Consider the following 24,112-nt stretch of genomic DNA (forward strand, 5'->3'; position numbering starts at 1 on the left):
TCCGTTGGAGCACCATCCTGTGACGGTTGCCCGTCGCATCGATGGTCCGACATCCCGTTTCCCTCGCGAAACCCGCTCTCGCCGACCGATCGCGCCCGCGCGGACCGGCCGCGCCGTCCGCATGGGCCGCCGACGGTCGTGACGATGTCGACGGAGGCGGGCCGGCCGCGCGGGTCGGTGTCGCGAGGAGGAGGCAGAGGCGATGGAACGAGACGACGCGTGGCACATGACGGACGACCTGATGGTCGAGGACGGCAAGGGCGATCCCTTCGCCGCCGCCATCCGGGCGACCCGGATGCCCATGATCGTCACGGACCCGCGCCGGGCCGACAACCCGATCGTCTTCGTCAACGATGCCTTCCTGCGCCTCACCGGTTACGAGCGCGACGAGATCATGGGGCGCAACTGCCGCTTCCTGCAGGGCCCCGACACCGATCCGAACGCGGTCCGGCAGCTCCGTGAGGCGGTGGACACCCGGCGCGACATCGCCGTCGACATCCTGAACTACCGCAAGGACGGCACCCCGTTCTGGAACGCCCTCTACATGAGCCCGGTCGTCACCATGGCCGGCGACCTGCACTACTTCTTCGCCTCGCAGCTCGACGTCACCGACCGGGTCGACGCGCAGATGCGGACGCAGAACGAGAAGGAGCATTTCGAGCGCGAGGTCGCCAAGCGGACACGCGAACTCTCGGACGCCCTGGCGGCCAAGACCATGCTGGTGCACGAGGTCGACCACCGGGTGAAGAACAACCTGCAGATGGTCGCCTCCCTCCTGACGATGCAGACGCGGAGCATCTCGGACCCAAGCGCGCGCGAAGCCATGAAGTCGATGCTGACGCGGGTCGAGGCTCTGGGCACGGTGCACAAGCGGCTCTACCAGTCCCACGACGTCGAGCGCTTCGACGTCGCCGAGTTCGCCCGGGAGCTGGCCACCGACCTGGTGCGCGGCTCCGGCCGCTCCGAGATCAGCCTGCATCTCGACCTCGAGCCCGTCGAGGTGCCGGTGGAGAAGGCCCCCCCGGTGGCGCTGATGATGAACGAGCTCATCACCAACGCGCTCAAGCACGCCTTCCCCGACGGCCGGCCCGGCCGCCTCTCGATCCGGGTCCAGCCCGACGGGCGCTACTTCGGCATCCGGATCATCGACGACGGCGTCGGCATGCCCCAGGAGGTCGTGGGGACGCGCTCCTTCGGCAAGCGCCTGATCGAGAGCCTGGCCCGTCAGCTGAACGCCAGCATCGCCTGGCATCCGGGACATCCCGGAACCTCGATCGATATTCGCCTGCCGCGCGAGTCTCCCGGCGCGAAGGACGGCACGTGAGCGAGCCTCTCCGCGTCCTGATCGCGGAAGACGAGGCGCTCATCCTGATGCAGCTCGAACTCCTCGTGGAGGATGCCGGCCACATCGTCGTCGGCACCGCGGCGACCGCCGACGAGGCGATCGGCACCGCCCGCGCGGAGCGGCCGGACTTCGTCTTCGTCGACCTCCAGCTGCGCGGCGGCTCGTCCGGCATCGACATCGTCCGCGCGCTGCGGGAAGATCCCGCGATGGTGATGGTCTTCGTGACCGCCAATGCCCAGCACCTGCCGGAGGGGTTCGAAGGGGCTGCCGGCGTCATCGCCAAGCCCTTCACCGAGGCGGTCGTCCTAGACACGATGGCGTTCTTCAGCGCGTGCCTGCGCGACCCGCCGCCACGCGTGCCCGTACCCCTCGGCCTGCGCCTCGCACCGGCCTACCGTGAGGCCCTCGGCGTCTAGGCCGGCTCAACGGTAGCCGGCGGCCTGCAGCTCGAACAGTTCGGCGTAGCGCCCGCCCAGCGCCTGCAGCTCGGCATGGCTGCCCGATTCGATCACCCGCCCGCCGGCCAGCACCAGGATGCGGTCCGCCATGCGCACCGTGGAGAAGCGGTGCGAGATCAGCACCGCCGTGCGCCCGTGGCTCAGTTCCCGGAAACGCTGGAACACCTCGAACTCGGCCCGGGCGTCGAGGGCGGCCGTGGGCTCGTCGAGGATCAGGATCTCGGCCTCGCGCATGTAGGCGCGGGCAATGGCGATCTTCTGCCATTCGCCCCCCGACAGGTCGACACCCTCGGCGAAGCGCTTGCCCAGGGGCTGATCGTACTGGAGCGGCAGGCGGCCGATGACGCCGTCGGCGAGGCTGCGCCCGGCCGCCCGCACGACGCGGTCGCCATCGTCGCGCGCCTCGATCCGGCCCACGGCCACGTTCTCGCGGGCGGTGAAGCTGAAGCGCACGAAATCCTGGAAGATCACGCCGATACGGCCGCGCAGGTCGTCGAGGTCGTAGGCGGAGAGCGGCAGGCCGTCGAGGAGCACGCGGCCCTCCGTCGGGTCGTAGAGGCGGGTGAGCAGCTTGACGATGGTGGTCTTGCCGGCGCCGTTCTCGCCGACCAGGGCCAGCACCTCCCCGGCCGCAAGCCGGAAGCTGAGGTCGCGCACCGCCCAGGTCTCGGTTCCGGGATACCGGAACCCCACCGCCTCGAAGACGATCCCGCTGCGGATCGGACGCGACAGGGGCATCGGGTCGGCCGGCGAGCGGATCGCCGGAACGACGGCGAAGAACGAGAACAGGTCGTCGAGGTACTGCGCCTGGGAGGCGATCTGCGAGAAGCCCAGGAGCAGGCCCTCGATCAGGCCGCGCAGGCGCTGGAAGGAGCCCGCCAGGAAGGCGAGATCGCCGATCGAGAACTGGCCCGCCGCGGTACGCCAGACGATGGTGGCGTAGGCGAGGTAGTAGGCCAGGGTGCCCAGGGCCGCGAAGGCACCGCCCCAGCCGGCCCGGCGCAACGCCAGGGCGCGATTGTCGGCCACGAGCTTGGCCGCGAGCCCGCGGTAGCGCTCGGCGATGTAGCCGTTCAGCCCGAACAGCTTGACCTCCTTGGCGGATTCGACGCTCGCCCCGAGGAAGCGCAGGTAGTCGATCTCGCGCCGCTCCGGCGTCCGGGTCCAGGACAGCCGGTAGCCCTCGCGGTTGAAGTAGGTCTCGTTGAGGAAAGCCGGCACCAGGGCGATCACGAGGAGCAGGATCAGCCAGGGCGCGAAGGCCACGAGGCCCAGCGCGAAGGCCACCAGGGTGATGAGGTCCTGCCCCTGGCCGAAGAGCTGGAACAGGAGGTTGGAGCGGCCGGTGACCTGGCGCCGGGCCCGCTCGAGCCGGTCCTGCTGTGCGCTGTCCTCGAACTGCTCGAGGTCGAGGTCGGCGGCGTGCCGCATCAGCTTCAGGGTGGCGGCCGTGCCGTAGAGGTCGGCCACGAGGCCGTCGACCAGGGTGCTGGCCCGGCCGAGGAGGTCGGCCAGGATGGCGAGGCTGAACTCCGCCGCCACCAGCAGGGCGAGGTGCCGCAGGGATGGGTCCGCCAGCCAGGCCTCGGGCCCGAGCCCGCCGGGGTGCGGCCTGGCATGCTCGGCCACGATCGCGTCGAGGATGAGCTTGGCGAGGTAGAGCATTGCCACGGGCAGGCTCGCCCGCGCCAGGCGCAGACCGAGGCTGACCACGAGCAGGCGGGGACTCGCGGCATAAACGAGGTGCGCCAGGGCCGGCAGGTGTCGCAGGACGCCGAAGCGCGCGGAGAGGGCCGTCAGGACGGAGAGGCGGTCGGGCATCGGCCGGGACCATGACCGGGCGCGCTTCCCCCGTCGATGCCGCAGACGCCGCACCCCATCGCGCAGATGTCAGCACGGAACCGACCGAAGTCTTCAAGCTCTTGAGGACAGGCGTTTCACCGGCGAGACTTCACTTTATCGCCTATGTTAGGCGTTCATCCTCATCACAGGCGCGAGGCCGCCCTCACAATGCTCAGCGGTTCAGCGGTCCTGCGGGTCGGCATTCTCATCGTGGTGGCAGCCGTCCTGGCCGGGATCATCCAAATCCTGCGTCCGCATGACAGCGGAACATCGGAGGCGCCCATCACCCGGACGGCCCCGGAGACCGGGGCCGCCGGAACCCAGGCGGCGGTGCCGCCGGCCGCAACGCGGCCCGTGTCCCCGATAGCGCCGGCGCCCCTGCCGCAAGTCGCTCCGGCGCCCGCACCGACACCGACTGCGCCCTTGCCGGCCCCCTTGCCGGCCCCATCGCCAGCGCCCGCATCGAATGCAGCTTCGCCCCTGTCTCCGCCGCGCACCCCGGCGCCGAGCTTCCCGTCGCCCGATCCGGACCTCGGGACCGTCGCCCGCCCGGCGACCCCGTCGGCCGGCGAGGAGGCGATCGACAACGCCGCCGAGACGGCCGGGCCGCGCGGTGTCGCGGTCATCGACCTCAACACCGGAAGCGTCGCCGAACTGAACGGCCTACGGGGCGGCGGCATGATCGGGCGCGCCATCGTGCAGAAGCGGCCCTACGCCTCCGTCGGCGAACTCCTGTCGAAGCGCGTCCTCAGCCGAGCGGTCTACGAGCGGATCAAGGATCAGGTGACGGTGCGCTGAAGCCGTTTCGGGTAGCGCGCCGCGCCCCGGCTGCCTAAGATGCGGCTCCAGGAAGCCGGAAAGTCGCTTCGATCACCAGGGACGAGCCATGTTTGCGCAAGCCGGGGGCGTTACCTTTCGCGAGGATCTCGGCGTCGAGGAGACCACCGAGACCGACAACATCGTCCGGTGGGACGGCGAAAAGCTCTACGTGGAGCATGACATCTACCACAACGGCCAGCTGGTTCACCGCAAGTATCGCAAGAACGTCAGCGAGGCGGTGGCCCGGGCGCTGCAGGCGCTGATCAACCGCACGCAGCAATAGGGGCCTCGGTCCGGCGCGCCCCGCGCGGCCGGACCGACCCAGCATTTCCCTACTTCCCGATCCAGTCGTGCCCCGCCACCACCGCCTCGACGGGGCGGGTCCAGGTGCCGGGCTGGTCCGTGGACCCGGTTCCGAGGGCGCACTGGACCATGACGCTGTCGCTCCAGCGCCCGTACTTGTAGCCCACTGCCGGCAGCAGCCCGACGCGGACGAAGCCGCAGGCCTCGTGCAGGCGCAAGGACGCCTCGTTCTGCGCGTCGATGTAGCCGATCATCTGGCGGTAGCCTCCCGCCGCGCAGGCCTCGATCAGCGCCGGCAGCAGGCGCCGGCCGATGCCGGCATGCAGGTGCTCGTGGTGGACGTAGATCGAGTGCTTCAGGGTGTAGCGGTAGGCCGGGCGCTTGCGGAACGGCACCGCGTAGGCGTAGCCCGCTACGATCCCGTCGCGGTCGGCCACGAGATGCGGCAGGCGCTTCTTGCGCATGGCCTTGCGGCGCTTCTTCAGGTCGTCGGGGTGGAGCGGATCCTCCTCGAAATCCCCGACATCGCCGACGCCGCGCCGGATGTGGTGCGCATAGATGTCCACCATGTCCGGCACGTCGGCATCCGACGAGGGCCGGATGACGAGATCGGGATCGCTCTCGGACGAGCCCGCCATCAGCGGCTCTCGCGCATGACGCGGGGCTCCCGCATGACATACGTGTAGAACCGGATCGTCCCGTCCGGATCGACGTCGCGAAACACGCCCTGGATCTCGGCCTCGAAGCCCGGGAACAGGTTCGCGGAGCGCTCGAACATCTTGAAGTAGTCCAGCATGGGTTTGGCCCGCTCGTCCAATCGCTCGCCCGGAAGCACCGTGCCGATGCCCGGCGGGTAGACCAGAAGCAAGGTCGTCGCCACGCGGCCCTCGGCCTCCGCGATCGGCACGTAATCGACGTTGTTGCGGGTGAGCTGCTGCACCGCCTCCTTGGGCGTCATCACCATCTCGGGCAGGTGTCCCGGCTCGAACTGCTTGCGCTGGAGCGTGCTGGTGCCGGCCTCGCGGTGGAAGGCGTGGAAATCGGCGCAGAGGTCGCGCAGGCGCACGCCCTTGTAGCGGTTGGGCCGGCGCCGCACGAATTCGGGCATGGCCTCCTCGAGCGGCACGTTCTCGTCGTGCAGGCGCTTGAAGGCGACGAGGCCGGAGATCAGCGTGCCGGCCTTGGACGACTCGACGCCCGGCGTCAGCAGGAAGAGGAGCGAATTGAGGTCGTTCTTCTCCGGCACGATGCGGTTTTCGCGAAGGTACTGCGCCACGATGGGGGCCGGCACGCCGTGCTCGGCATACGCGCCGGTGTGCCGGTTGAAGCCCGGCGTCAGCACCGTGAGCTTGTTGGGGTCGGTCATGGCGTAGTCGGGCGCCACGTGGGTGAAGCCGTGCCAGTCGGCCCCCGGGGTCAGCTCCCAGTATTTCGGATTGCTGGCGAGTTCGTCGGTGGAGAGGCTCTCCCACGGCACCTTGCCGTCGGGTCCCTTGACCGTGTCCGGCACGAAGGGGTCGAAGAACCAGCGCCGCAGGGGATCGCCCTCCTTCTCCTCGAACTCGCGGCGGATGGCGCGGACCTTCTTGCGCCACTCGATGCCGAGTCGGATCGTGTCGTCCCACAGGACGACGCCGGAGCGGCCCTTCATCATCTGCGCGCCGACGTCGAGCGAGGCGAACAGGGGATAGAACGGCGAGGTCGAGGCGTGGACGAGGAAGGTCTCGTTGAAGCGTCGGTGCTCGATGCGCCGGGTCTGGCCGCGGATGTGGCTGTCCTTGGTGTGGATCTGCGAGGCCTGGGAGAAGCTCGCCAGCTGCTTGTGGGTCGACTGGGTGGCGATGATGCCCGGCGAGGTCTCGTCGAGACCCTTGAGCCCCATGGCGAAGCGCCCGGCGAAGAGCGGGTGGAACTTCATGAAGCCCGCCCAGGCCTCGTCGAACAGGATGTAGTCGCAGAGATGCCCGATCTTATCGAGGATCATCTGGGCGTTGTAGATCGTGCCGTCGTAGGTGCACTGCTCGACCACCGCGACGCGGAACGGGCGCTCGCGCCGCCAGGCCTCCTGGTCGGTGATCAGCGGATTGTCGCGGATCTTCTGGCGGATGACGGTCTCGTCGAGGGCCTCGTGGTACATCGGCCCGATCAGCCCGTAGGCGTTGCGGTCGGTCTCCAGGAAGACGGGGATCGCGCCGCCGAGGAACAGCGCGCCGTGATGCGCGGCCTTGTGGTTGTTGCGGTCGAACAGCACGAGGTCGCCCTCGGCGACCAGGGCCGAGAGCACGATCTTGTTGGAGGCCGAGGTGCCGTTGAGGACGAAGTAGGTCTTCTCCGCCCCGAAGATGACGGCCGCCTCCTTCTGCGCCTTGAGCGCCGGGCCCTCGTGGACGAGGAGGTCGCCGAGATCGAGCACCGAGTTGTCGAGATCGTCGCGGAACACCGCCTCGCCCAGGTGCTCGACGAAGATCCGCCCGATCGGCGAGCGGTTGTAGAAGATGCCGCCGTTGTGGCCCGGGCAGGTCCAGAGCTGGTTGCCCTGCTCGGCATAGTCGACCAGCGCGCCGAAGAACGGCGTCTTCAGGGTCTCGGCGTACTGCTTCACGCGGCTCACCAGGCCGCGGGCGATGTAGTCCGGGGTCTCCTCGGCGAGGAAGATGTAGCCGTCGATGAAGTCCAGCACCTCGACGGGAATGTCCTCCAGGCGCTTGCGGCGGACCATGATGACGATGGGCATTTCCAGCCCGCGCTTGCGCATCAGGTTGATCAGCGCCGCCGCCTTGCCGTCGAGGCCGCGCTTGCCCCAGTCCACCACCATGCAGCCGATGGCCGAATCGGTCTGGACCGCGATGGCGGCGTCCTCGACGCGCCGGGCCCGCACCACCTCGAAGCCGAGCTTCTCCACGGAGCCGATGATCTGCTGGACGCGCACGCCCTCGAGATCGTCGGGGTCGAAGTTCGGCGCGCACATCAGGACGGTGAAGCGGCGAAAGAAGTCCATGCGGAAAAGGCTCCCAGGGGCGTTTGGCGCACCGTTCGCGACGGGACGTGACGCTTCGATGACGATCTTGCGGCGGCCGCGGTGTTTTCAGGCTCCGCGCGGCCCGACGGAGAGCCGGCTTACGATCAGGCGCGCCGTTTGACGAGCCCGAGCCGGCGGATCACGCCGTAGACCGCCAGCGCCGCGGCGCCGCAGATCGCCAGGGCGAGGAGCGAGCCGTTCTCGAACTCGCCGAGGAACAGCCCCTTGGTGTTCATGCCGAACACGCCGGTCACCAGGGTCGGGGGCAGAAACAGGGCGGTGAGGATCGACAGGGTGAAGAGCTGGCGATTGGTCTCGGCCGCCGTGCGCCCGGCGATCTCGTCCTGCAGCAGGCGCGAGCGCTCGGACAGGACCAACATGTCGCGATGTAGCGAATCGAGGCGCTGGACCACCCGGGCGGCCATGCTGACCACCGCCTCCGGCAGGGCGTCGTCGTCCTCCTCTGTCTCGGATTCGAGGCGGTGGAAGACCGCGCTCAAGCCCGCGAGTTGTCGGTGCTGGCGCACGGCCTGCCGGCGGATCGGAGCCAGCGGCCGGGGATCGTCGGGCTGATCCTCGTCCAGCATCCGGTCCTCGATGGCGTCGAGGGCATCGGAGAAGCGGCGGGCGGAGGCGTCGAGGGAGGCGGCGACACCGGCGACGAAGATCTCGAGCAGGCCCGCCGGGGCCGTCACCCGGCGCCCGGCCAACACCGCGTCGCGGGCGGCTTCGGCGGCGGCGGTGGCGTGCCGGCGCCCGCTTACGAGGAGATGCTTGCCGAGCACGCAGTGCAGGCGCCCGGCCGGCTCGTCCTCGATCCGGCCGCCGAACTCGCGCTCCCGGTCGGCGATCACGAGGCCGAGATCCGCGTCTTCGATCACCACGCGCTGATGCCCGTCCCGGGCGAAGGTGGCGGCGGCGAGCGCGGGCGGACCGAGGCGCCCGGCGCCGATCAGCCCGTCGAGGCGCGCATCGACGAGGTCGAGATGCAGCCAGAGGAATCCCGCGTCGACCGGCTCGGGCAGGCCGCCGCCCGGCTCCAGCAGGCGCCCGCGCCCCGCGGCGTCGAACACCATCGCGAAGAGCAGGCACGGGAGGGCGGTGGTGTCGGTGAGGAGGCGCTGCATGCGGGCGGCCCTGTTGCCGGCAAACCGCCGACGGTCGCGGTGCTGGATCGCAAGTCTGGGCGACAGTGTCGTGACGGTTGCGGGCAACAGGCACGGCAGCCCGACAGAGAGATGGCCACCCCTCTCGTCGCCCCGGCGAAGCGTGGCGGGAGGATGCGCGCCTGGGCGGATGATCCGTCCCGGGCGGGTCGCGGTGGATGCCTCCACTTCGGAGGCGACAAGCGTCCCGGCATCGGGCTTGCTCCACCCCGTCGAAACAGTGGGGCGGCATGGTCGAGAAACTTATCCACGCGGGCGCGAGCCTCGCCCTGCTGCTGGCCGTCGCGGTGCTGTTTTCCACGAATCGGCGGGCGATTTCCCCGCGTGTGGTGCTCTCGGCCCTGGCGCTGCAGGTGGCGCTGGGGGCCCTGGTGCTGTTCATTCCGGCGGGCCGGGCCGGCCTCGCGGCGGCGGCGTCCTTTGTTCAGACCGTGTTGAACTACGGCGACCGGGGCACCGCGTTCCTGTTCGGCGGCCTCGTCGAACCGCGGATGTTCGAACTGTTCGGGGGCAGCGGCTTCATCCTGGCCCTGCGCATCCTGCCGCAGATCCTCTACGTCTCGGCGCTGATCGCGGTGCTCTACCATTTCGGCGTGATGCAGGCGGCCGCGCGCGGCATCGGCGCGGTGCTGCAGCGGGTGATCGGCACCTCGCGGATCGAGACCTTCTCGGCGGTGATCACCATTGCCATCGGCCAGAGCGAGATCGCCATCGCGCTGCGTCCGTTCCTGACGGCGCTGACCTCGGCCGAACTGTTCGCCGTGATGTCGAGCGGGGCCGCCTCCACCGCGGGCACGATCCTCGCCGGCTACGCGGCGCTCGGCGTGCCGATGGAGTATCTGCTGGCCGCCAGCGCCATGGCGGTGCCGGGCGGGCTCCTCTTCGCCAAGATCCTGGTGCCGACGACGGAGCCGAGCCGGGTCACCTCCACGCAGGTCACCTTCGGCGAGACGCGGGCGGTCAACGTGATCGAGGCGGCGGCCGACGGCACCCAGAAGGGGCTGGCCGTCGCGGTCTCGGTGGGGGCGATGCTGATCGCGTTCACGGGGCTGATCGCCCTGCTGAACGGCTTCATGGGCTGGGCCGGAGGCCTCGCGGGCTATCCCGCCCTGAGCCTCGAGGGCATCCTCGGGGCGGTGTTCGCGCCCCTGGCCTGGCTGATGGGCGTGCCCTGGGAGCAGGCCGGGCTCGTCGGCGGGGCGCTCGGTCAGAAGATCGCCTTCAACGAGTTCCTGGCCTACGCGCAGCTCTCGCCGGTCCTGAAGGGCGGCAGCCTCGATCCGCGCACGGCCGCGATCCTGTGCTTCGCGCTCTGCGGCTTCGCCAACCTGACCTCGGTGGCGATCCAGCTCGCGAGTCTCGCCAGCCTCGCGCCGGAGCGCAGGGCGGAGATCGCCCGGTTCGGCCTGCGCGCGATCCTGGCCGGCACCCTGTCCAACCTGACGAGCGCGACGCTCGCCGGGTTGTTCATCGGAGCCTGACGGCTGTGCCGGCCAGGACGGGGGCGCGGAGGCTCATGCGGCGGCGAGCTTCGCCGCCTTGACCTTCGCGGGGCCGGCCTTGGTGGCGGCCGTGAGCGGTAGTTCGATGTCGATGTCGAGGGTCGACATGTCCTGTCCGCGGTCGAGGCGGATCTGGACCTTGTCGCTGTTGACCTCGACGTGCTTGGCGATGACCGCGAGGATCTCCTCGCGCAGCACCATCACGAGATCGGAGCCGCCGACCCCCGCCCGTTCATGGGCGAGGATGAGTTGCAGGCGGTCGCGGGCGACCGGCGCCGAACCGCGCCGGTTGAACATGTTGAGGAGGCTCATGCTGCCCTCCGGGTGAAGAGTTTGTCGAGGAAGGACTTCTTGTCGGTGGGGACCGACATCGGGACCGCGTCGCCGTTGAGGCGGCGCACGGCGTCGGTGTAGGCGCGGGCGGGGGCGCAGAGCGGGTTGTTCAGGGTCACCGGGCAGCCGACGTTGGAAGCGCGCAGGACCTCCATGCTCTCCGGGATGATCGCGAGCAGCGGGATCGAGAGGATCTCGAGCACGTCCTCGATCTTGAGCATGTCGCCGCGATCGGCCCGGGCAGGGTCGTAGCGGGTGAGGATGAGGTGCTTCTCCATCGTCTCGCCGCGCTCGGCCTTAAGCGTCTTGGAATCGAGCAGGCCGATGATGCGGTCGGAATCGCGCACCGAGGAGACTTCGGGGTTGGTCACCACCACGGCGACGTCGGCGTGGCGCATGGCCAGCGTGGCGCCGCGCTCGATGCCGGCCGGCGAGTCGCAGATCACCCAGTCGAACTTCTCGCGCAGCTCGTCCATGACGCGGGCGACGCCCTCGTCGGTGAGCGCATCCTTGTCGCGGGTCTGCGAGGCGGGCAGCAGGTGGAGCTTCTCCAGCCGCTTGTCGCGGATGAGGGCCTGGTTGAGCTTGGCGTCGCCGTTGACCACGTTGATGAGGTCGTAGACGACCCGCCGCTCGGCGCCCATCACGAGGTCGAGGTTGCGCAGGCCGACGTCGAAGTCGACCACCGCCACGCTCTTGCCGGCCTGCGCGAGGGCCGCGCCGAGGGCCGCCGTCGTCGTCGTCTTGCCGACGCCGCCCTTGCCTGATGTCACGACCAGAACTTTGGCCATATGAGCTGTCTCCTCAATCCAAGGATGCGAATTTGATGGCGCCGCCATCGAGCCAGATTTGCACGGCCTTGCCGCGCAGGTGGTTGCCCATCTCCTCGGCCGTGCGGACGAGGCGGTCGATGCCGAGAAGCTCGGGCTCGAACTTGCGGCAGCAGATGCGGGCGCGGGGGTTGCGGGCGGCACCGGCGATGGCCCGGCCGCGCAGCGCGCCGTAGACGTGGATGGAGCCGCCGGCGAGGATCTCGGCGCCGGAGGAGACCGACCCCATGACGGTGACGTCGCCGGTGGGGTGGACGATGGATTGTCCGGACCGGACCGAGCCCTCGATGGTGAGGGAGGTCGTGGCCGGCTCGGGCGGTGCCGGCGGCACCTCGGGCTCCGGCTCCGGCTGGGCCGGGATCTCGATCGTGTCCGAGGGCCGTCCCCGAACGAGGAGCGGCGGGCGCCCCGGTCCGAGGAGCGACACGTCCGTACCCTCGATGCCGAGGATGCGGATCCGCCGGCTGCCGAGTTCGGCGAGCAGGCTGTCGAGGTCCGGCGCGGCGGGCGCCAGCCCCGCCACGTCGAGGATCAGGGCGCGCCCGTCGAACAGGGTCGGCGAGCGCTTGAGCGCCTCGTCCAGATCGGCGAACCAATCGGGAAGCGGTGTCTCCGGGGCCAGCACCAAGGACTTGAAGGCGCGGCCGCGAAGCTGAACGGGTCTGCGGGGAGGGCTTGTGTCAGTCACGGGCTCTCGCGATTCCTTACCAGACCATTGATGCCCGGTATGGTTACCGCTTCGTTAACAACCCGTGTTCAAAGGATTAAAGGCGCGCATTTTCCTCTGATCCGGTGATCCAGGGATGCGGTGGCCCCGAAAACGCAATCGGCCCCGGAGGGGGACGTGCGCGGCCGTGGGCCCGTCGCACGCCCCGTCCGGGGCCGTGTCCGATCTCGGAGGGGTCGCCTGCGCGACGCCCGCCGTCACCGCGTGGTGGGCAGAAGCCAGTTCGGCAGCCACATGGCGATGCCGGGCACGAGGCAGAGGATCAGGATCGCCACCGCCATCAGGATCACGAAGGGCAGCGTGCCCCAGATGATGTCCTTGAGCGGGATGTCGGGGGCGATGTTCTTGATGACGAAGATGTTGAGGCCCACCGGCGGGTGGATCAGACCCATCTCCATGGTGATGGTCATCACGACGCCGAACCAGACGAGGTCGAACCCGGCGGCCTTGAGCGGCGGCAGGATGATCGGCGCCGTCATCAGGATGATCGAGACCGGCGGCAGGAAGAAGCCGAGCAGGATCACCAGGCCGAGGATCGTCACCAGCAGCACCCAGGGGGAGAGCTGCATCGCCACGATCGCGGCCGCCGCCGACTGCGAGATGTGCAGGTAGCTCATCACGTAGGCGTAGAGGAGCGACATGCCGATGATCAGCATCAGCATGGTCGATTCCCGCAGGGTCGCGGTGAGGATCGGGCTGACGTCGCGGGGGCGCCAGACGCCGTAGATGACGGCGATCAGGCCCAGCGCCAGCAGGCCGCCGAGACCCGCCGTCTCCGACGGGGTGGCGTAGCCGCCGTAGAGCGCCACCATCACGCCGGTGAGCAGGATCACGAAGGGCAGCACCCGCGGCAGCGTCGAGAAGCGCTGGCGCATGCTGTAGGTGTCCTCCGCGAGGATCGCGGATTGCGTGCCGTTCCGCTCGTAGGCGACCTTCGCGGCGGCGTACTCGGCGCGGAAGCGGTACACCGACCAGGCGGCGAACAGGCCGACGAGGAGCAGGCCCGGCCCGATGCCGGCGAGGAACAGGCGCCCCAGGGACTGCTCGGCCGCCACCGCGTAGAGGATCATGGTGATCGAGGGCGGCAGCAGGATGCCGAGCGTCCCGCCCGCCGCGATGATGCCGGCGGCGAAGCCCGGCGAGTAACCGCGCTTGCGCATCTCCGGGATGCCGGCCGAGCCGATGGCCGAGCAGGTCGCGGGGCTCGACCCCGCCATGGCGGCGAAGAGCGCGCAGGCGAAGACGTTGGCGATGCCGAGGCCGCCGGGGATGCGGTGCATCCAGGCATGCATGGCCGAGTAGAGGTCCTGGCCGGCCTTCGACCGCCCGATCGCCGCGCCTTTCAGGATGAAGAGCGGGATCGACAGCAGGGTGATCGAGGCCATTTCCTCGTAGACGTTCTGCGCCACCGTATCGAGGGAGGCGCCCGGCATGAAGAAATACATGAAGGCCAGGGCGACGAAGCCCAGGGCGAAGGCGATGGGAATGCCGGCGAGCATCGCGCTCAGGGTGGCGCCCGCATAGAGGAAGCCGATGGCCGCGACGCTCATGGATGCCTCCCGGTGACCTTCGTGTCCGGTACGGTGTTGGCGAGGGGATCGCCGAGGGGCCGGGTGCCGTCCGGCGTCAGGCCGGGACGCCCTTGCGTGTCACGGTTGAGATCGGCACCGAGGCCGATCTTCGGGTTCGCCCAGCCGGCCTTCTCGGCGCCGTAGAGGACCTCCTCGGCGATCTGCAGGGCGAACTGGATGCCGAGCAGGGTCATGCCGGCGGCCATGAGGACATAGGGGATCCAGAGCGGCGGCCCCCAGCTCGACTGCGAGACCTGGCCGTCGACCCAGGCCTCGTGGAGCAGGGTCCAGCTCTTCCAGGCGAAGAACACCACGAAGACGAAGCTGATCACGTCCGCCATCAGCAGGCGGGCGCGGTTGACCCGCGCCGAGAGCAGGCCGGTCAGCGCCTCGATGGCGACGTGGCCGCGTTTGGCCTGCACGGCGGCGGCCGAGAAGAAGGTGGCGCCGACGATGAGGAACACCGCCATCTCGTCCTGCCAGTCGGTGGGCTCGTGCAGGACGTAGCGGATGACGACGCTGTAGCTGAGCACCAGGCAGGCGCAGACCAGGGCGATGCCGCCCAGCAGCATGATGACGTGATTGACGCCCTTCAGGGAGCGGTCGATGGTGCCGAGGAGCCCCGGAACCCGGGGCTCTGTTGCGGTGTGCGTCTCGGCGGCGGCGGATGCCGCGTCGAAGGCGTGGCTCACGAGACCTGCTCCGCCAGCTTGAGGAGTTCGGCGCAGCCGGCCGACTTGCCGGCGAAGTCCTTCCAGGCCGTGTCCCGCGCGATGTCGCGCCACTGGCCCAGGGTCTTCTCGTCGAGGTTCTGCACCTTGGCGCCGGCCTTGGCGAAGATCTCCTCGACCTTGGTGTCGTCCGCTTTGGCGCCGGCCTGCCCGAACGGCTCCAGTTCGGCGCCGATGGTCATGATCAGGTCCTGCTGGTCCTTGGGCAGCCGATCGAAGGCGAGCTTCGACATCATGATCGGCTCGAGCATGAACCAGTAGGAGCGCTCGCGGCCCGAGGTCAGGGCCTTGCCGAGCTCCTCCAGGCGGAACGAGATCAGGCTGGTGGAAGAGGTGATGACCGCGTCGCAGGCCCCCGTCTGCATGGCGGCGTAGGACTCGCTCGACGGGATCGACAGGGTGGCCGCTCCGGCCTGCTTCATCATCAGGTCCATCTCGCGCGAGCCGCCCCGGACCTTCAGGCCCTTGGCGTCCGCCGGCGCGTAGAGGGGACGCTCGCGGCTGGCGACGCCGCCCGCCTGCCAGACCCAGGAGACGAGGATGATACCCTTGGATTCCAGGATCTCGGTGAGCTTGCGCCCCACCGGCGCCTTCTTCCAGGCGATGGCCTGCTCGTAGGAGCTCACCAGCGCCGGCATCAGGCCGATGTTCAACTCCGGCACCTCGCCGCCGGCATAGGGCGAGGGATAGAGCGACAGGTCGAGGGCGCCCTTGCGCATGGCGGCGAACTGGGCGTTCGTCTTCATCAGGGACGAGCCGGGATAGACCTGCACCTCGAGGGCGCCCTTCGAGCGCTCGGCCAGCGCCAGAGCGAACTTGCGGCACATCCGGTCCCGGAAGTCGCCCTCGTCGATCGTGCCGCCGGGGAACTGGTGCGACAGCTTCAGGGTGGTGGCCGCCCGGGCGCGCGAGCCCAGGGACAGGATGGCGGGGGCGGCGAGGCCGCCGGCGACGAGGGCACGGCGTGTCAGCATCATGGCGTGTCTCTCCCTGGGCCGGCGCCCGGCCGCTTCGTTTTGCGGCGCAGCATTTATACTGCGATGCGACTTATTTATACATGAAACGACGTCTTGTATATTTTGTCAATGCGATTGAATAATGATGGACGCCTGATTTTTGCGAGTCGGCGGGATTAAAACGGGCCGGGACCTCAGCGCATGAACCAGTCGGGCCGCCTCCGGCAGACCATCGAGACCGAGATCGTGGATGGGCGCCTCGCCATCGGCGCCCGCCTCGACGAGATGGAGCTCGCCGAGCGCTTCGGGGTCTCGCGCACGCCGATCCGCGAGGCGCTGCTGCAGCTGGCGGTGACCGGCCTCGTGGAGATCAAGCCGCGGCGCGGCGCCATCGTCAGCGCTCCCGATCCGCAGCTCCTCATCGCGATGTTCGAGACGATGGCGGAGATCGAGGCCTCGTGCGGACGTTTGGCGGCGCGCCGCCTCGTACCGGACGACGAGGCGGCCCTCAAGGCGGCCCTGGCCGCCTGCGCCGCCTCGGCGGCCGCCGGCGACCCGGAGACCTATTACGCGGAGAACTACATCTTCCACACGGTGATCTACCGGGCCTGCCGGAACGGTTTCCTGGAGGAGCAGGCGCGCCAGCTGCACCGCCGGCTCGCGCCCTTCCGGCGCCTTCAGCTGCGCGCCCGCAACCGTCTCGGCCAGTCGCTAGCCGAGCACGAGGCCATCGTCGCCGCCATCGTGTCCGGCGACGAGGTCGGCGCCTCCGAACGGCTGCGCGCCCACGTCATCGTCCAGGGCGACCGCTTCTCGGACCTCGTGGCGGGCCTGCGCTCGATCAATGCCGCGGCATGACGCCCCGAAGAGCGTGCCACTAAGGTCATCACGAGAATTTGTAATTCAACCTATAATTGCATTTTGTAGGTGCGCAAGTCAATCTTAAGGGAGATCGACTAATCGAGAGAGGAACCCCTTCGACACGCGGTCCCTCCCATGCGCTTCTCCCTCAAGTCGACCTTGATCGGCCTTTTCGGCTTGTTGGCCATCATTACCGCCGGACAGGGTCTGCTGTCCCTGTCGAAGATGGACGCCATCGGCGACCGCATGACGGTACTGTCCGACAACGCCCTCCCCTCCGTCGATGGCGCGCACGCCATGAACGCCCTGGTGATGCGGATCCGGCTCTGGCAGTTCCGCTACATCGTCGCCGATACCGCCGAGGAGCGCGCCAACAGCGTCGCGCAGGCGGCGACGCTGGCCAAGGAGCTCGAGTCCCGGCGCGTCGCCTACAAGGCCCTGGTGAATTCCCGCGAGGAGGGCGCCCTCTACGACGAGGTCAGCGCCAAGCTCGCCCAGATGGGCCAGGATTGGACCCAGCTCCAGGCGATCGACCCGGCCCGGCGCGACGAGGTGCTGACCCTGTTCCGCGGCTCGATGAACGCCAACTACCTCGCCACCAGCGCCACCATGCGCAAGCTCGTGACCCTCAACGGCGAGGCCGGCGAGGCCGCCAAGACGGCGGCGCGCAGCGAGCACGCCGGCGCGGTGCGGACCACCCAGGTCATGCTCGGACTATCCGTCCTGATGGCGCTGGCCGCCATGGCCTACACGATCCGCGGCATCACCCGGCCGCTGGGCGCGATGACGGCGGCCATGCGGCGCGTGGCGGACGGCGACGCGGAGACCGAGATCCCGAGTGTCGGGCGCCAGGACGAGATCGGCGCCATGGCCGATACCCTGGAGACCTTCCGCGCCAACCTGCTGCGTAGCCGCGCCCTGGAGGAGGAGACCCGCCTCGCCCGCGCCGGCGCGGAGGCGCAGCGCAAGGCCGCGTTGCGCGAGATGGCTGACGGGTTCGAGGGCGCCGTCGGCGGCATCCTCGGCCGGGTGACCGCGGCGGCGGGCCAGCTGCGCAGCACGGCCCAGAGCATGGCGACCACCGCGTCCGAGACGGCGCAGCAGTCGAGCACCGTCGCGGCGGCGGCCGACCAGGCGGCCTCCAACGTCGGCATGGTGGCGGCGGCGGCCGAGGAGCTCGGCGCCTCGGTTCAGGAGATCGGCCGGCAGGTCGACGGCTCGACCCAGCTCGCCCAGCGGGCGGTGGACGAGGCCGCCCAGACCGCGTCGCAGGTCCAGGAACTCAGCAGCGCCGCCGCGCGGATCGGCGACGTCGTCGCCATGATCGCCAGCATCGCCGGCCAGACCAACCTGCTGGCGCTCAACGCCACCATCGAGGCGGCCCGGGCCGGCGAGGCGGGCCGCGGCTTCGCCGTGGTCGCCGCCGAGGTCAAGGAACTCGCCAACCAGACCGCCCGCGCCACCGAGGAGATCAGCGGTCAGATCGGGCGCATCCAGGGCTCCACCGGTCAGGCCGTCACCGCGATCGAGAGCATCAGCGGGCGCATCCGTGAGATCAGCAACGTGGCGACGTCCATCGCGGCGGCCGTCGAGGAGCAGGGCGCGGCCACCCAGGAGATCGTCCGCAACGTCAGCGAGGCGGCCACCGGCACCGGCGAGGTCACGGCCAACATCACCGGCGTCGCCGGCGCGGCCGAGGAGACCGGTGCGGCCGCCTCCCAGGTCCTGGCCTCGGCCTCAGAGCTCTCGCGTGAATCCGAGCACCTGACCCAGGAACTGGCGCGGTTCCTCGGCACCGTCCGCGCCGCCTGAACCGACTTCGCCGTCGCCTTGCAGTGAAGCGAAAGTCTTCGCATATCCGCTTTACTGACGACGATTTGAATTGCCAAATCTCCCTCGCGAGTCGGATCGACCGGATCTCGCGAGGGAGGCATCCATGCTGACAACCGGACAAATTCTCGGTGCGGCTCTGGCCGCGTGTCTCGTCCTGCCCACGGCCACGCGTGCCGACACGGCCGCTTCGGTGGGACGCAGCGCCGCGGAGGCCTGGGACAGGATCTACAACAGCGGCGACATGGACACCCTGGGCACGCTCTATGCCCCGGACGCGCAAGTGATTCCGAAGGGCGCGGCGATCTCGGGACCGGCCGACATCAGGACGTTCTTCGCGGGCCTGAAGGCCAAGGGCTTCGACGATCACAGGATCACCGTCCAGTCCGCGCGAGAGAAGGGCGACGTCCTCGTGCTGTCCGGGCGCTGGGCGATGACCGGCCCCGGCGAGGGTGGGGCCCGGAAGAGGTTCGAGGGCAACTGGGTCAACGTGATGGAGCGCGGCCCCGAGGGCTGGCGCACCGTGCTGCACACCTGGAACTAGCTCGACCTGCTGCGCGGCGCAGGACCAGGCCTTTCTCCCGGCCCGTCCGTCAGGCCGGGTTCGGCTTGGACCGATGGCGGCTCAGGCCGCCGAGCCCGGGGCCTCGCCGGTGGCGGTGCCGAAATTCTCGGCGATCACCGGAGTCCGGGCCCGGATATGGGCACGCATGAGCAGAGCCAGCGCCTCGCCGTCGCGGGCCCGCAGCAGGGTGATCATCCGCTCGTGCTCGGCCACCGACTGGGCCCATTGCTCCGGGGTCTGGTGCACGGCGTAGCGCGAGCGCTGGATCCGGCCCGAGAGACTGTCGTAGATGCCCCCGAGCGTCGCATTGCGGCTCGCCCGCATGATGGCCTCGTGGATCTCGCGGTTGAGGGCGAAGTAGACCCCCTCCTCGCCCGCCCGCCAGGCCGCGACCATGGCCTCGTGGTCGCGCGAGATCCGGTCGATCTCGGCATCGGTGACGATGCGGCAGGCGAGGTCCGCGGCGGTCGCCTCGAGGCCAGCGATGACCTCGATCATCTCCTCGATCTCGGATTGCGACAGGCTGGCGACCCGGGCGCCCCGGTTCGGCAGCAATTCCAACAGGCCTTCGGTGGCGAGGATCTTGATCGCTTCGCGCAGGGGCGTGCGGGAGATACCGAAGCGCTCGGTCAGCTCGCTTTCGTTGATCCGTGCGCGCGGTTCGAGTTCACCCGAGCGGATGAGGTCGCGCATCCGGTCGACCACTTCGTCGTGCAGATAGCGCCGGTTGATGCCGAGGCCCGTCTCGATCTTGTTCATGGGTCCGCGACGTCTGCAGCAGGAAGGAAAAATACTCCCCTTTGGTAATCCCTCGACTGGGACCTGTCGAGAGAGGCCGGAACTATAGCCCGGTTCTGCGCACAGGCCTCCGGCGAGATCCGCTCGATCCCATTGAGACGACGGATGAGGGCTACGCCCCGGCGCCGCCCGCGCGCAGGCGACAGGGACCTCCGCTCGGAGCCGGCGGACATCCCGTCAGCGGATCTCCTCGTGCCAGGTCCGGCCGTCGCGCTCGATCAGCGCGATGGCGGCGGTGGGCCCCCAGCTGCCGGCCGCGTAGGGACGCGGCGGCTCGGGCCGGTCGGCCCAGGCCTTGAGCAGGGAATCGGCCCAGGCCCAGGCGACTTCGACCTCGTCGCGGCGCATGAACAGGGTGGCGTTGCCGCGCACCACGTCCATGAGCAGGCGCTCGTAGGCGTCGGGGTAGCGCTGCTTGAAGGTCTCCTCGAAGGAGATGTCGAGGTTGGTCGGGCGCAGGCGCATGCCGCCGGGACCCGGGTCCTTGGTCATGACCTCGAGCTTGATGCCCTCCTCCGGCTGGAGCCGGATCACGAGGCGGTTGGGCTCGCGCCCGAAGGATTCGGCCGGGAAGATCGAGAACGGCGAGGCGCGGAACTGCACCACGATCTCGGAGAGCTTCTGGGGCAGGCGCTTGCCGGTGCGTAGGTAGAACGGCACCCCGGCCCAGCGCCAGGACTGCACCTCGAGCTTCAGGGCGACGAAGGTCTCGGTCCGGCTGTCGACGTCGCCGCCGAGGTCGGTGCGGTAGCCGTCCACGGGCTTGCCGCCGACGGCGCCGGCCGCGTACTGGCCGCGCACCGTCACGGTCTGCACGTCGTGCGGAGTGATCGGCTTCAGGGCGCGCAGGACCTTCAGCTTCTCGTCGCGCACCGAGTTGGCGTCCAGCGAGAGCGGGCTCTCCATCGCCATCAGGCAGAGGAGCTGCAGCATGTGGTTCTGCACCATGTCGCGCAGGGCGCCCGAGGTGTCGTAGTAGCCCGCACGCCCCTCGACCCCGACGGTCTCGCCCACGGTGATCTGGACGTGGTCGATGACGTCGGCCGTCCAGAGCCGCTCGAAGATCGTGTTGGCGAAGCGCAGGGCGAGGAGATTCTGGACCGTCTCCTTGCCGAGATAATGGTCGATGCGGAAGATCTGCTCCTCGGGAAAGACCTTGCCGACGGCGTCGTTGATGGCCCGGGCCGATTTCAGGTCCTTGCCGATGGGCTTCTCCAGCACGACGCGGGACTTCTCGCCGATCAGGCCGTGCTTCGACAGGTTCTGGCAGATCGAGCCGTAGAGGTCGGGCGAGGTGGCGAGATAGTAGGGCCGCACCTGGTCCGGGCGCTCCGCGAGCTTGGCGGCGAGATCCTCCCAGCCCTCGTCGCCGGCCCCGTCCACCGCGACGTAGTCGAGATGGTCGAGGAAGGCGACGAGCCTGTCCTCGCTGATGTCGCCGGCCGGCACGAAGCGCTTGATCGCGTCACGGGCGCGCTCGCGGAAGGCCTCGGCGCTCATCTCCGAGCGCGAGGCGCCGATGATCCGGCTCGTACCCGGGATCTGTCCGTCCTTGAAGCGGTAGTACAGGGCCGGCAGCAGCTTGCGCGTCGTCAGGTCGCCGGTGGCGCCGAAGACGACGCAGTCGAAGGAGGCGACGGGGATGATGGTGGCCAAGGGCGGCTCCCGTTCGGTTTGCACGTCGGTCTGCCCGCGGTTGCGCGGCCCGGGCCGGTCGCGAAGAATCGTCCCCGCTGTGTCGGCTTCCCCGAAGCGCTATGCAAGGCGTCCGCCACCGGCTCGGCGTGCGCGACGGCACCGCTCCCCGGCGGGGATCACGACCCGGCGAACCGCTTGAACGCCTCGGCATGGTCGGGATGCCAGCGCGACAGCGCCGGGCGGTTCTCGATGATGTCGCCGGCGGCCCAGGCGATGCGCTTCTCGTCCTGCGCCCGGGTGGTCTCGTTGTCGGGACACAGGATGTAGAAGTCGCCCCGCGCCAGCCCGGCCATCAGGAAATCCACCGTCTCGTCCGGGGTCCAGGCGCCGGCCGGCTTCTCGGCGACGCCGCGGGCGCGCGTGAGGCCGGTATAGACGAAGCCCGGAATCAACAGGTGGGCGCTGATGCGGGCACCCTCGCGCCCGCGCAGGTCGTGGGCCAGGGCCTCGGTCACGACCTTCACCCCCGCCTTCGAGACGTTGTAGGGCGTGTTGCCCGGCGGCGTGGTGATGCCCTGCTTCGAGCCCGTGACCACGATGGCGCCGGGCTGAGACCCCGCGATCATCGCCGGGGCGAAGGCCTGGATGCCGTTGATGACACCCCAAAGGTTGGTGTCGAGGATGCGGTGCCAGGTCTCGGCATCGGAGAACAGCCGGCCTCCGGCCTCGATCCCGGCATTGAGCATGACCACGGCCGGCACGCCCTCCGCGCAAGCCGCCGCGCTCAGGGCCGCGAAGGCCTCCGGCCGTGCCACGTCCGTGGCCATCGCGTGGACGGAGTCCGGGGTGCCGCTCCGCGCGACCTCGGCCTGCGCGGCCTCCAGCGCGTCCCCGGGCAGGTCGGCGAGCCAGACCCGCATCCCGGCCGCCGCGAAGCGCCGGGCGGCCGCGAGGCCGATGCCGCTGGCCGCACCGGTGACGATGGCGGTCCGTCCCGCCTGGATTGCCGGATGGTTGGTCATGGCCGCTCCTGCTCTGCCGTTTCGAGGCGGGAGTTAGGGCGCGCGCCGGCGCCCGTCACGGCGCGACAGGAGATTGGTAACCCTCTGTGCGCATGGTCGGGGCGACAAGCCATTCGAAAGGTTCGCGATGCTTTCGCGCCACAGAACCGTCGCCCTCCGCCCGCACCGCCTCCGCGCGGGCCTGTCGCCCCTGGCCCTGCTCCTGGCCCTGGGCGGAGCCGCGACGGCACAGGTCTCCGGCGCGCCGGACGCGCCCGCCTCCGCGAAACCGCCGAAGGTCGAGAGCCTGACCACCACCGCTCCGGCGACCCCCGCCGTGCAGGCGATCGCCCCGAGCGCGGCCGACGCAGGCCCCCTCCCCGCCGCCCCGGCCAAGAAGTCGCGCGAGCTGCCGCCGCTGGTGGTGGCCAGGGTCTCCGCCGATCCGGTGCCGACCCTGAGCCCCTCGACCTTCCTCGACACCCTGCGGATGGCCGACCGCTACCAGGCCATGGCGGATGCCGGGGGCTGGGCCGCCCTGCCGACCGATCTCGTGGTCAAGCCCGGCGCCGGCCACCCATCCATTCCGGCCCTGCGCAAGCACCTCATCCTCGTCGGGGATCTGGCTGCCGACGCGCCGATGAGCGACCAGTTCGACGCCACCCTGGTCGCCGCGGTGAAGGCGTTCCAGGCCCGGCACGGCCTGCCCGAGACCGGGCTGATCGGACGCCAGACGGTGGCGGCGCTCAACGTGCCGGCGGCCACCCGCCAGCGTCAGCTCGCGGCCTCGGCCGCCCGCCAGATCGGCTCGAACTTCGCCTACGGCGACCGCTACGTGGTGGTGAACATCCCCTCGGCCACGGTGGAGGCGGTGGACCATGGCGTGGTGGTGCGCCGCTACGTGGCGGTGGTCGGCAAGCCCGACAAGGCGACGCCGCGGATCGAGGCGCGCATCACCGACGTGAACCTCAACCCGACCTGGACCCTGCCGGTCTCCATCATCAAGAAGGAGATCATCCCCAAGATGCGCAAGGACCCAGGCTACCTCGCCCGGGAGCGCATCCGCATCCTCGGCCCCGGCGGCACGCAAGTCGATCCCACCGCGATCGACTGGTCGAGCGAGAAGGCCGCCAACTACACCCTGCGGCAGGATTCCGGCCTGGAGAACTCCCTGGGCCAGGTGCGCATCGACATGCCGAACAAGCAGGCCGTCTACATGCACGACACGCCGTCGAAGTCGCTGTTCGCCCGCGAGGTGCGGTTCCATTCGCATGGCTGCGTGCGCGTCGCGCAGGTGAAGGAACTGGCCGGCTGGCTGCTCGAGGGCACGCCCGGCCCCAACGGCCCCGGCTCGACCTGGGGTCCAATCGAGATCGAGACCAGCATCGCCACCAACGAGCGCCTCGACATCAAGCTGCCGAAGCAGATCCCGGTGACCTTCGTGTATCTCACCGGCTACGCCACGCCGGACGGCCGCGCCCATTTCCGGGACGACATCTACGGCATCGACAGCCCGGCGGTGCCGATGCCGGACGTGGCGGCGACGGGCACGATCGCGCCGCCGAAACCGAAGGCCCCCTCCAGCGGCGCCCCTCCGGCCCGGCCCGAGGCCGGCCGGAGCGCGGCGCCGAAGTCCGAAGCCGTCAGGCCCGAAGCCTCGAAACCCGAGGTCTTCAAGCCCGAAGCCGTCAGGCCGGAGGCGGCGCGCGCGACCCCGGCCCGGTCGGCGAGCGAAGGGCCCGTTCCCCCGGGGCTGATCCCCACCAGGGGCGTGCGGCCGGCGCCGGGCGCGACCCCGCCCCGGGGCTGAGATCCCG

Annotated in this window: 22 protein-coding genes; 9 read left to right on the forward strand and 13 right to left on the reverse strand. The window is 69.8% G+C overall.

Annotation, left to right across the window (positions count from 1 at the left end):
* The first annotated feature begins 202 nt into the window (after nt 1–202).
* Together ACXJY8_RS16010 and ACXJY8_RS16015 are read left to right on the forward strand one after the other, a co-directional pair.
* Nucleotides 203–1,324 carry a histidine kinase dimerization/phosphoacceptor domain -containing protein gene (locus ACXJY8_RS16010; RefSeq protein WP_463770557.1) on the forward strand — a complete coding sequence of 374 codons (1,122 nt, stop codon included), beginning with the start codon at nt 203–205 and terminating at the stop codon, nt 1,322–1,324.
* Nucleotides 1,321–1,761: a response regulator gene (locus ACXJY8_RS16015; protein WP_463770559.1), complete on the forward strand. Its 441-nt coding sequence runs from the start codon at nt 1,321–1,323 to the stop codon at nt 1,759–1,761. Before ACXJY8_RS16010 ends, ACXJY8_RS16015 begins: the two co-directional genes overlap by 4 nt.
* A gap of 6 nt (nt 1,762–1,767) precedes the next feature.
* Here the strand turns inward: ACXJY8_RS16015 and ACXJY8_RS16020 are convergent, their stop codons facing one another.
* Nucleotides 1,768–3,624 (reverse strand): ABC transporter ATP-binding protein, encoded by a 1,857-nt coding sequence (locus ACXJY8_RS16020; protein WP_463770561.1) that lies wholly within the window; start codon nt 3,622–3,624, stop codon nt 1,768–1,770.
* A 189-nt stretch (nt 3,625–3,813) separates the two neighbouring features.
* Between ACXJY8_RS16020 and ACXJY8_RS16025 the strand changes: the two genes are divergently transcribed.
* Both ACXJY8_RS16025 and ACXJY8_RS16030 read left to right on the forward strand, forming a co-directional pair.
* Entirely contained in the window at nt 3,814–4,443 is a 630-nt protein-coding gene (locus ACXJY8_RS16025) for a helix-hairpin-helix domain-containing protein (RefSeq protein ID WP_463770563.1), read from the forward strand.
* Nucleotides 4,444–4,531: 88 nt separating this feature from the next.
* The gene (locus ACXJY8_RS16030; protein ID WP_056178740.1) at nt 4,532–4,747 is read left to right on the forward strand and encodes a hypothetical protein; all 216 of its coding nucleotides are present in this window, start codon (nt 4,532–4,534) and stop codon (nt 4,745–4,747) included.
* A 49-nt stretch (nt 4,748–4,796) separates the two neighbouring features.
* Here ACXJY8_RS16030 and ACXJY8_RS16035 read toward each other — a convergent pair whose 3' ends face one another.
* The 3 genes from ACXJY8_RS16035 to ACXJY8_RS16045 form a co-directional block, all read right to left on the reverse strand.
* A complete protein-coding gene (locus ACXJY8_RS16035) occupies nt 4,797–5,405 on the reverse strand; it encodes a GNAT family N-acetyltransferase (protein ID WP_463770566.1) in 609 nt (202 codons plus the stop codon).
* Nucleotides 5,405–7,765, reverse strand: coding sequence for an Orn/Lys/Arg family decarboxylase (locus ACXJY8_RS16040; protein WP_463770568.1), 2,361 nt, complete (start codon nt 7,763–7,765; stop codon nt 5,405–5,407). The genes ACXJY8_RS16035 and ACXJY8_RS16040 overlap by 1 nt, the downstream gene beginning before the upstream one ends.
* Nucleotides 7,766–7,890: 125 nt before the next feature.
* A complete protein-coding gene (locus ACXJY8_RS16045) occupies nt 7,891–8,913 on the reverse strand; it encodes a CorA family divalent cation transporter (RefSeq protein WP_463770570.1) in 1,023 nt (340 codons plus the stop codon).
* A 269-nt stretch (nt 8,914–9,182) separates the two neighbouring features.
* Here ACXJY8_RS16045 and ACXJY8_RS16050 point away from each other — a divergent pair, with 269 nt between their 5' ends.
* Nucleotides 9,183–10,433: a NupC/NupG family nucleoside CNT transporter gene (locus ACXJY8_RS16050; RefSeq protein WP_463770572.1), complete on the forward strand. Its 1,251-nt coding sequence runs from the start codon at nt 9,183–9,185 to the stop codon at nt 10,431–10,433.
* 33 nt (nt 10,434–10,466) lie between these two features.
* On the opposite strand, the gene minE is transcribed toward ACXJY8_RS16050, so the two are convergent.
* The 6 genes from minE to dctP form a co-directional block, all read right to left on the reverse strand.
* Complete coding sequence (gene minE, locus ACXJY8_RS16055) at nt 10,467–10,766, reverse strand: cell division topological specificity factor MinE (protein WP_463770574.1); 300 nt, start codon at nt 10,764–10,766, stop codon at nt 10,467–10,469.
* Nucleotides 10,763–11,578 (reverse strand): septum site-determining protein MinD, encoded by an 816-nt coding sequence (gene minD / locus ACXJY8_RS16060; RefSeq protein WP_056178720.1) that lies wholly within the window; start codon nt 11,576–11,578, stop codon nt 10,763–10,765. The genes minE and minD overlap by 4 nt, the downstream gene beginning before the upstream one ends.
* Before the next feature lie 13 nt (nt 11,579–11,591).
* Nucleotides 11,592–12,305: a septum site-determining protein MinC gene (minC, locus tag ACXJY8_RS16065; RefSeq protein WP_463770578.1), complete on the reverse strand. Its 714-nt coding sequence runs from the start codon at nt 12,303–12,305 to the stop codon at nt 11,592–11,594.
* Nucleotides 12,306–12,541: 236 nt separating this feature from the next.
* Complete coding sequence (locus ACXJY8_RS16070; protein ID WP_463770580.1) at nt 12,542–13,894, reverse strand: TRAP transporter large permease; 1,353 nt, start codon at nt 13,892–13,894, stop codon at nt 12,542–12,544.
* Nucleotides 13,891–14,607: a TRAP transporter small permease gene (locus ACXJY8_RS16075; protein ID WP_463770582.1), complete on the reverse strand. Its 717-nt coding sequence runs from the start codon at nt 14,605–14,607 to the stop codon at nt 13,891–13,893. Before ACXJY8_RS16075 ends, ACXJY8_RS16070 begins: the two co-directional genes overlap by 4 nt.
* Entirely contained in the window at nt 14,604–15,623 is a 1,020-nt protein-coding gene (dctP, locus tag ACXJY8_RS16080) for a TRAP transporter substrate-binding protein DctP (RefSeq protein ID WP_463770584.1), read from the reverse strand. The genes ACXJY8_RS16075 and dctP overlap by 4 nt, the downstream gene beginning before the upstream one ends.
* A gap of 180 nt (nt 15,624–15,803) precedes the next feature.
* Here dctP and ACXJY8_RS16085 point away from each other — a divergent pair, with 180 nt between their 5' ends.
* The 3 genes from ACXJY8_RS16085 to ACXJY8_RS16095 all read left to right on the forward strand — a co-directional run bounded on the left by ACXJY8_RS16085 (nt 15,804) and on the right by ACXJY8_RS16095 (nt 18,837).
* Nucleotides 15,804–16,460, forward strand: coding sequence for a GntR family transcriptional regulator (locus tag ACXJY8_RS16085; RefSeq protein WP_463770586.1), 657 nt, complete (start codon nt 15,804–15,806; stop codon nt 16,458–16,460).
* A 138-nt stretch (nt 16,461–16,598) separates the two neighbouring features.
* On the forward strand, nt 16,599–18,275 hold the full coding sequence (locus ACXJY8_RS16090; protein WP_463770588.1) for a methyl-accepting chemotaxis protein: 1,677 nt from the start codon (nt 16,599–16,601) through the stop codon (nt 18,273–18,275).
* A 124-nt stretch (nt 18,276–18,399) separates the two neighbouring features.
* Nucleotides 18,400–18,837 (forward strand): YybH family protein, encoded by a 438-nt coding sequence (locus ACXJY8_RS16095; RefSeq protein ID WP_463770590.1) that lies wholly within the window; start codon nt 18,400–18,402, stop codon nt 18,835–18,837.
* Between the two features lie 81 nt (nt 18,838–18,918).
* Here ACXJY8_RS16095 and ACXJY8_RS16100 read toward each other — a convergent pair whose 3' ends face one another.
* The 3 genes from ACXJY8_RS16100 to ACXJY8_RS16110 form a co-directional block, all read right to left on the reverse strand.
* Nucleotides 18,919–19,617 (reverse strand): GntR family transcriptional regulator, encoded by a 699-nt coding sequence (locus ACXJY8_RS16100; RefSeq protein ID WP_463770593.1) that lies wholly within the window; start codon nt 19,615–19,617, stop codon nt 18,919–18,921.
* Between the two features lie 216 nt (nt 19,618–19,833).
* A complete protein-coding gene (gene zwf, locus ACXJY8_RS16105) occupies nt 19,834–21,312 on the reverse strand; it encodes a glucose-6-phosphate dehydrogenase (protein ID WP_463770595.1) in 1,479 nt (492 codons plus the stop codon).
* A gap of 158 nt (nt 21,313–21,470) precedes the next feature.
* The gene (locus tag ACXJY8_RS16110; RefSeq protein ID WP_463770597.1) at nt 21,471–22,316 is read right to left on the reverse strand and encodes an SDR family NAD(P)-dependent oxidoreductase; all 846 of its coding nucleotides are present in this window, start codon (nt 22,314–22,316) and stop codon (nt 21,471–21,473) included.
* A gap of 127 nt (nt 22,317–22,443) precedes the next feature.
* Between ACXJY8_RS16110 and ACXJY8_RS16115 the strand changes: the two genes are divergently transcribed.
* Entirely contained in the window at nt 22,444–24,105 is a 1,662-nt protein-coding gene (locus ACXJY8_RS16115; RefSeq protein ID WP_463770599.1) for a L,D-transpeptidase family protein, read from the forward strand.
* Nucleotides 24,106–24,112: the final 7 nt, after the last annotated feature.

This window comes from Methylobacterium sp. TK31, assembly GCF_055361545.1.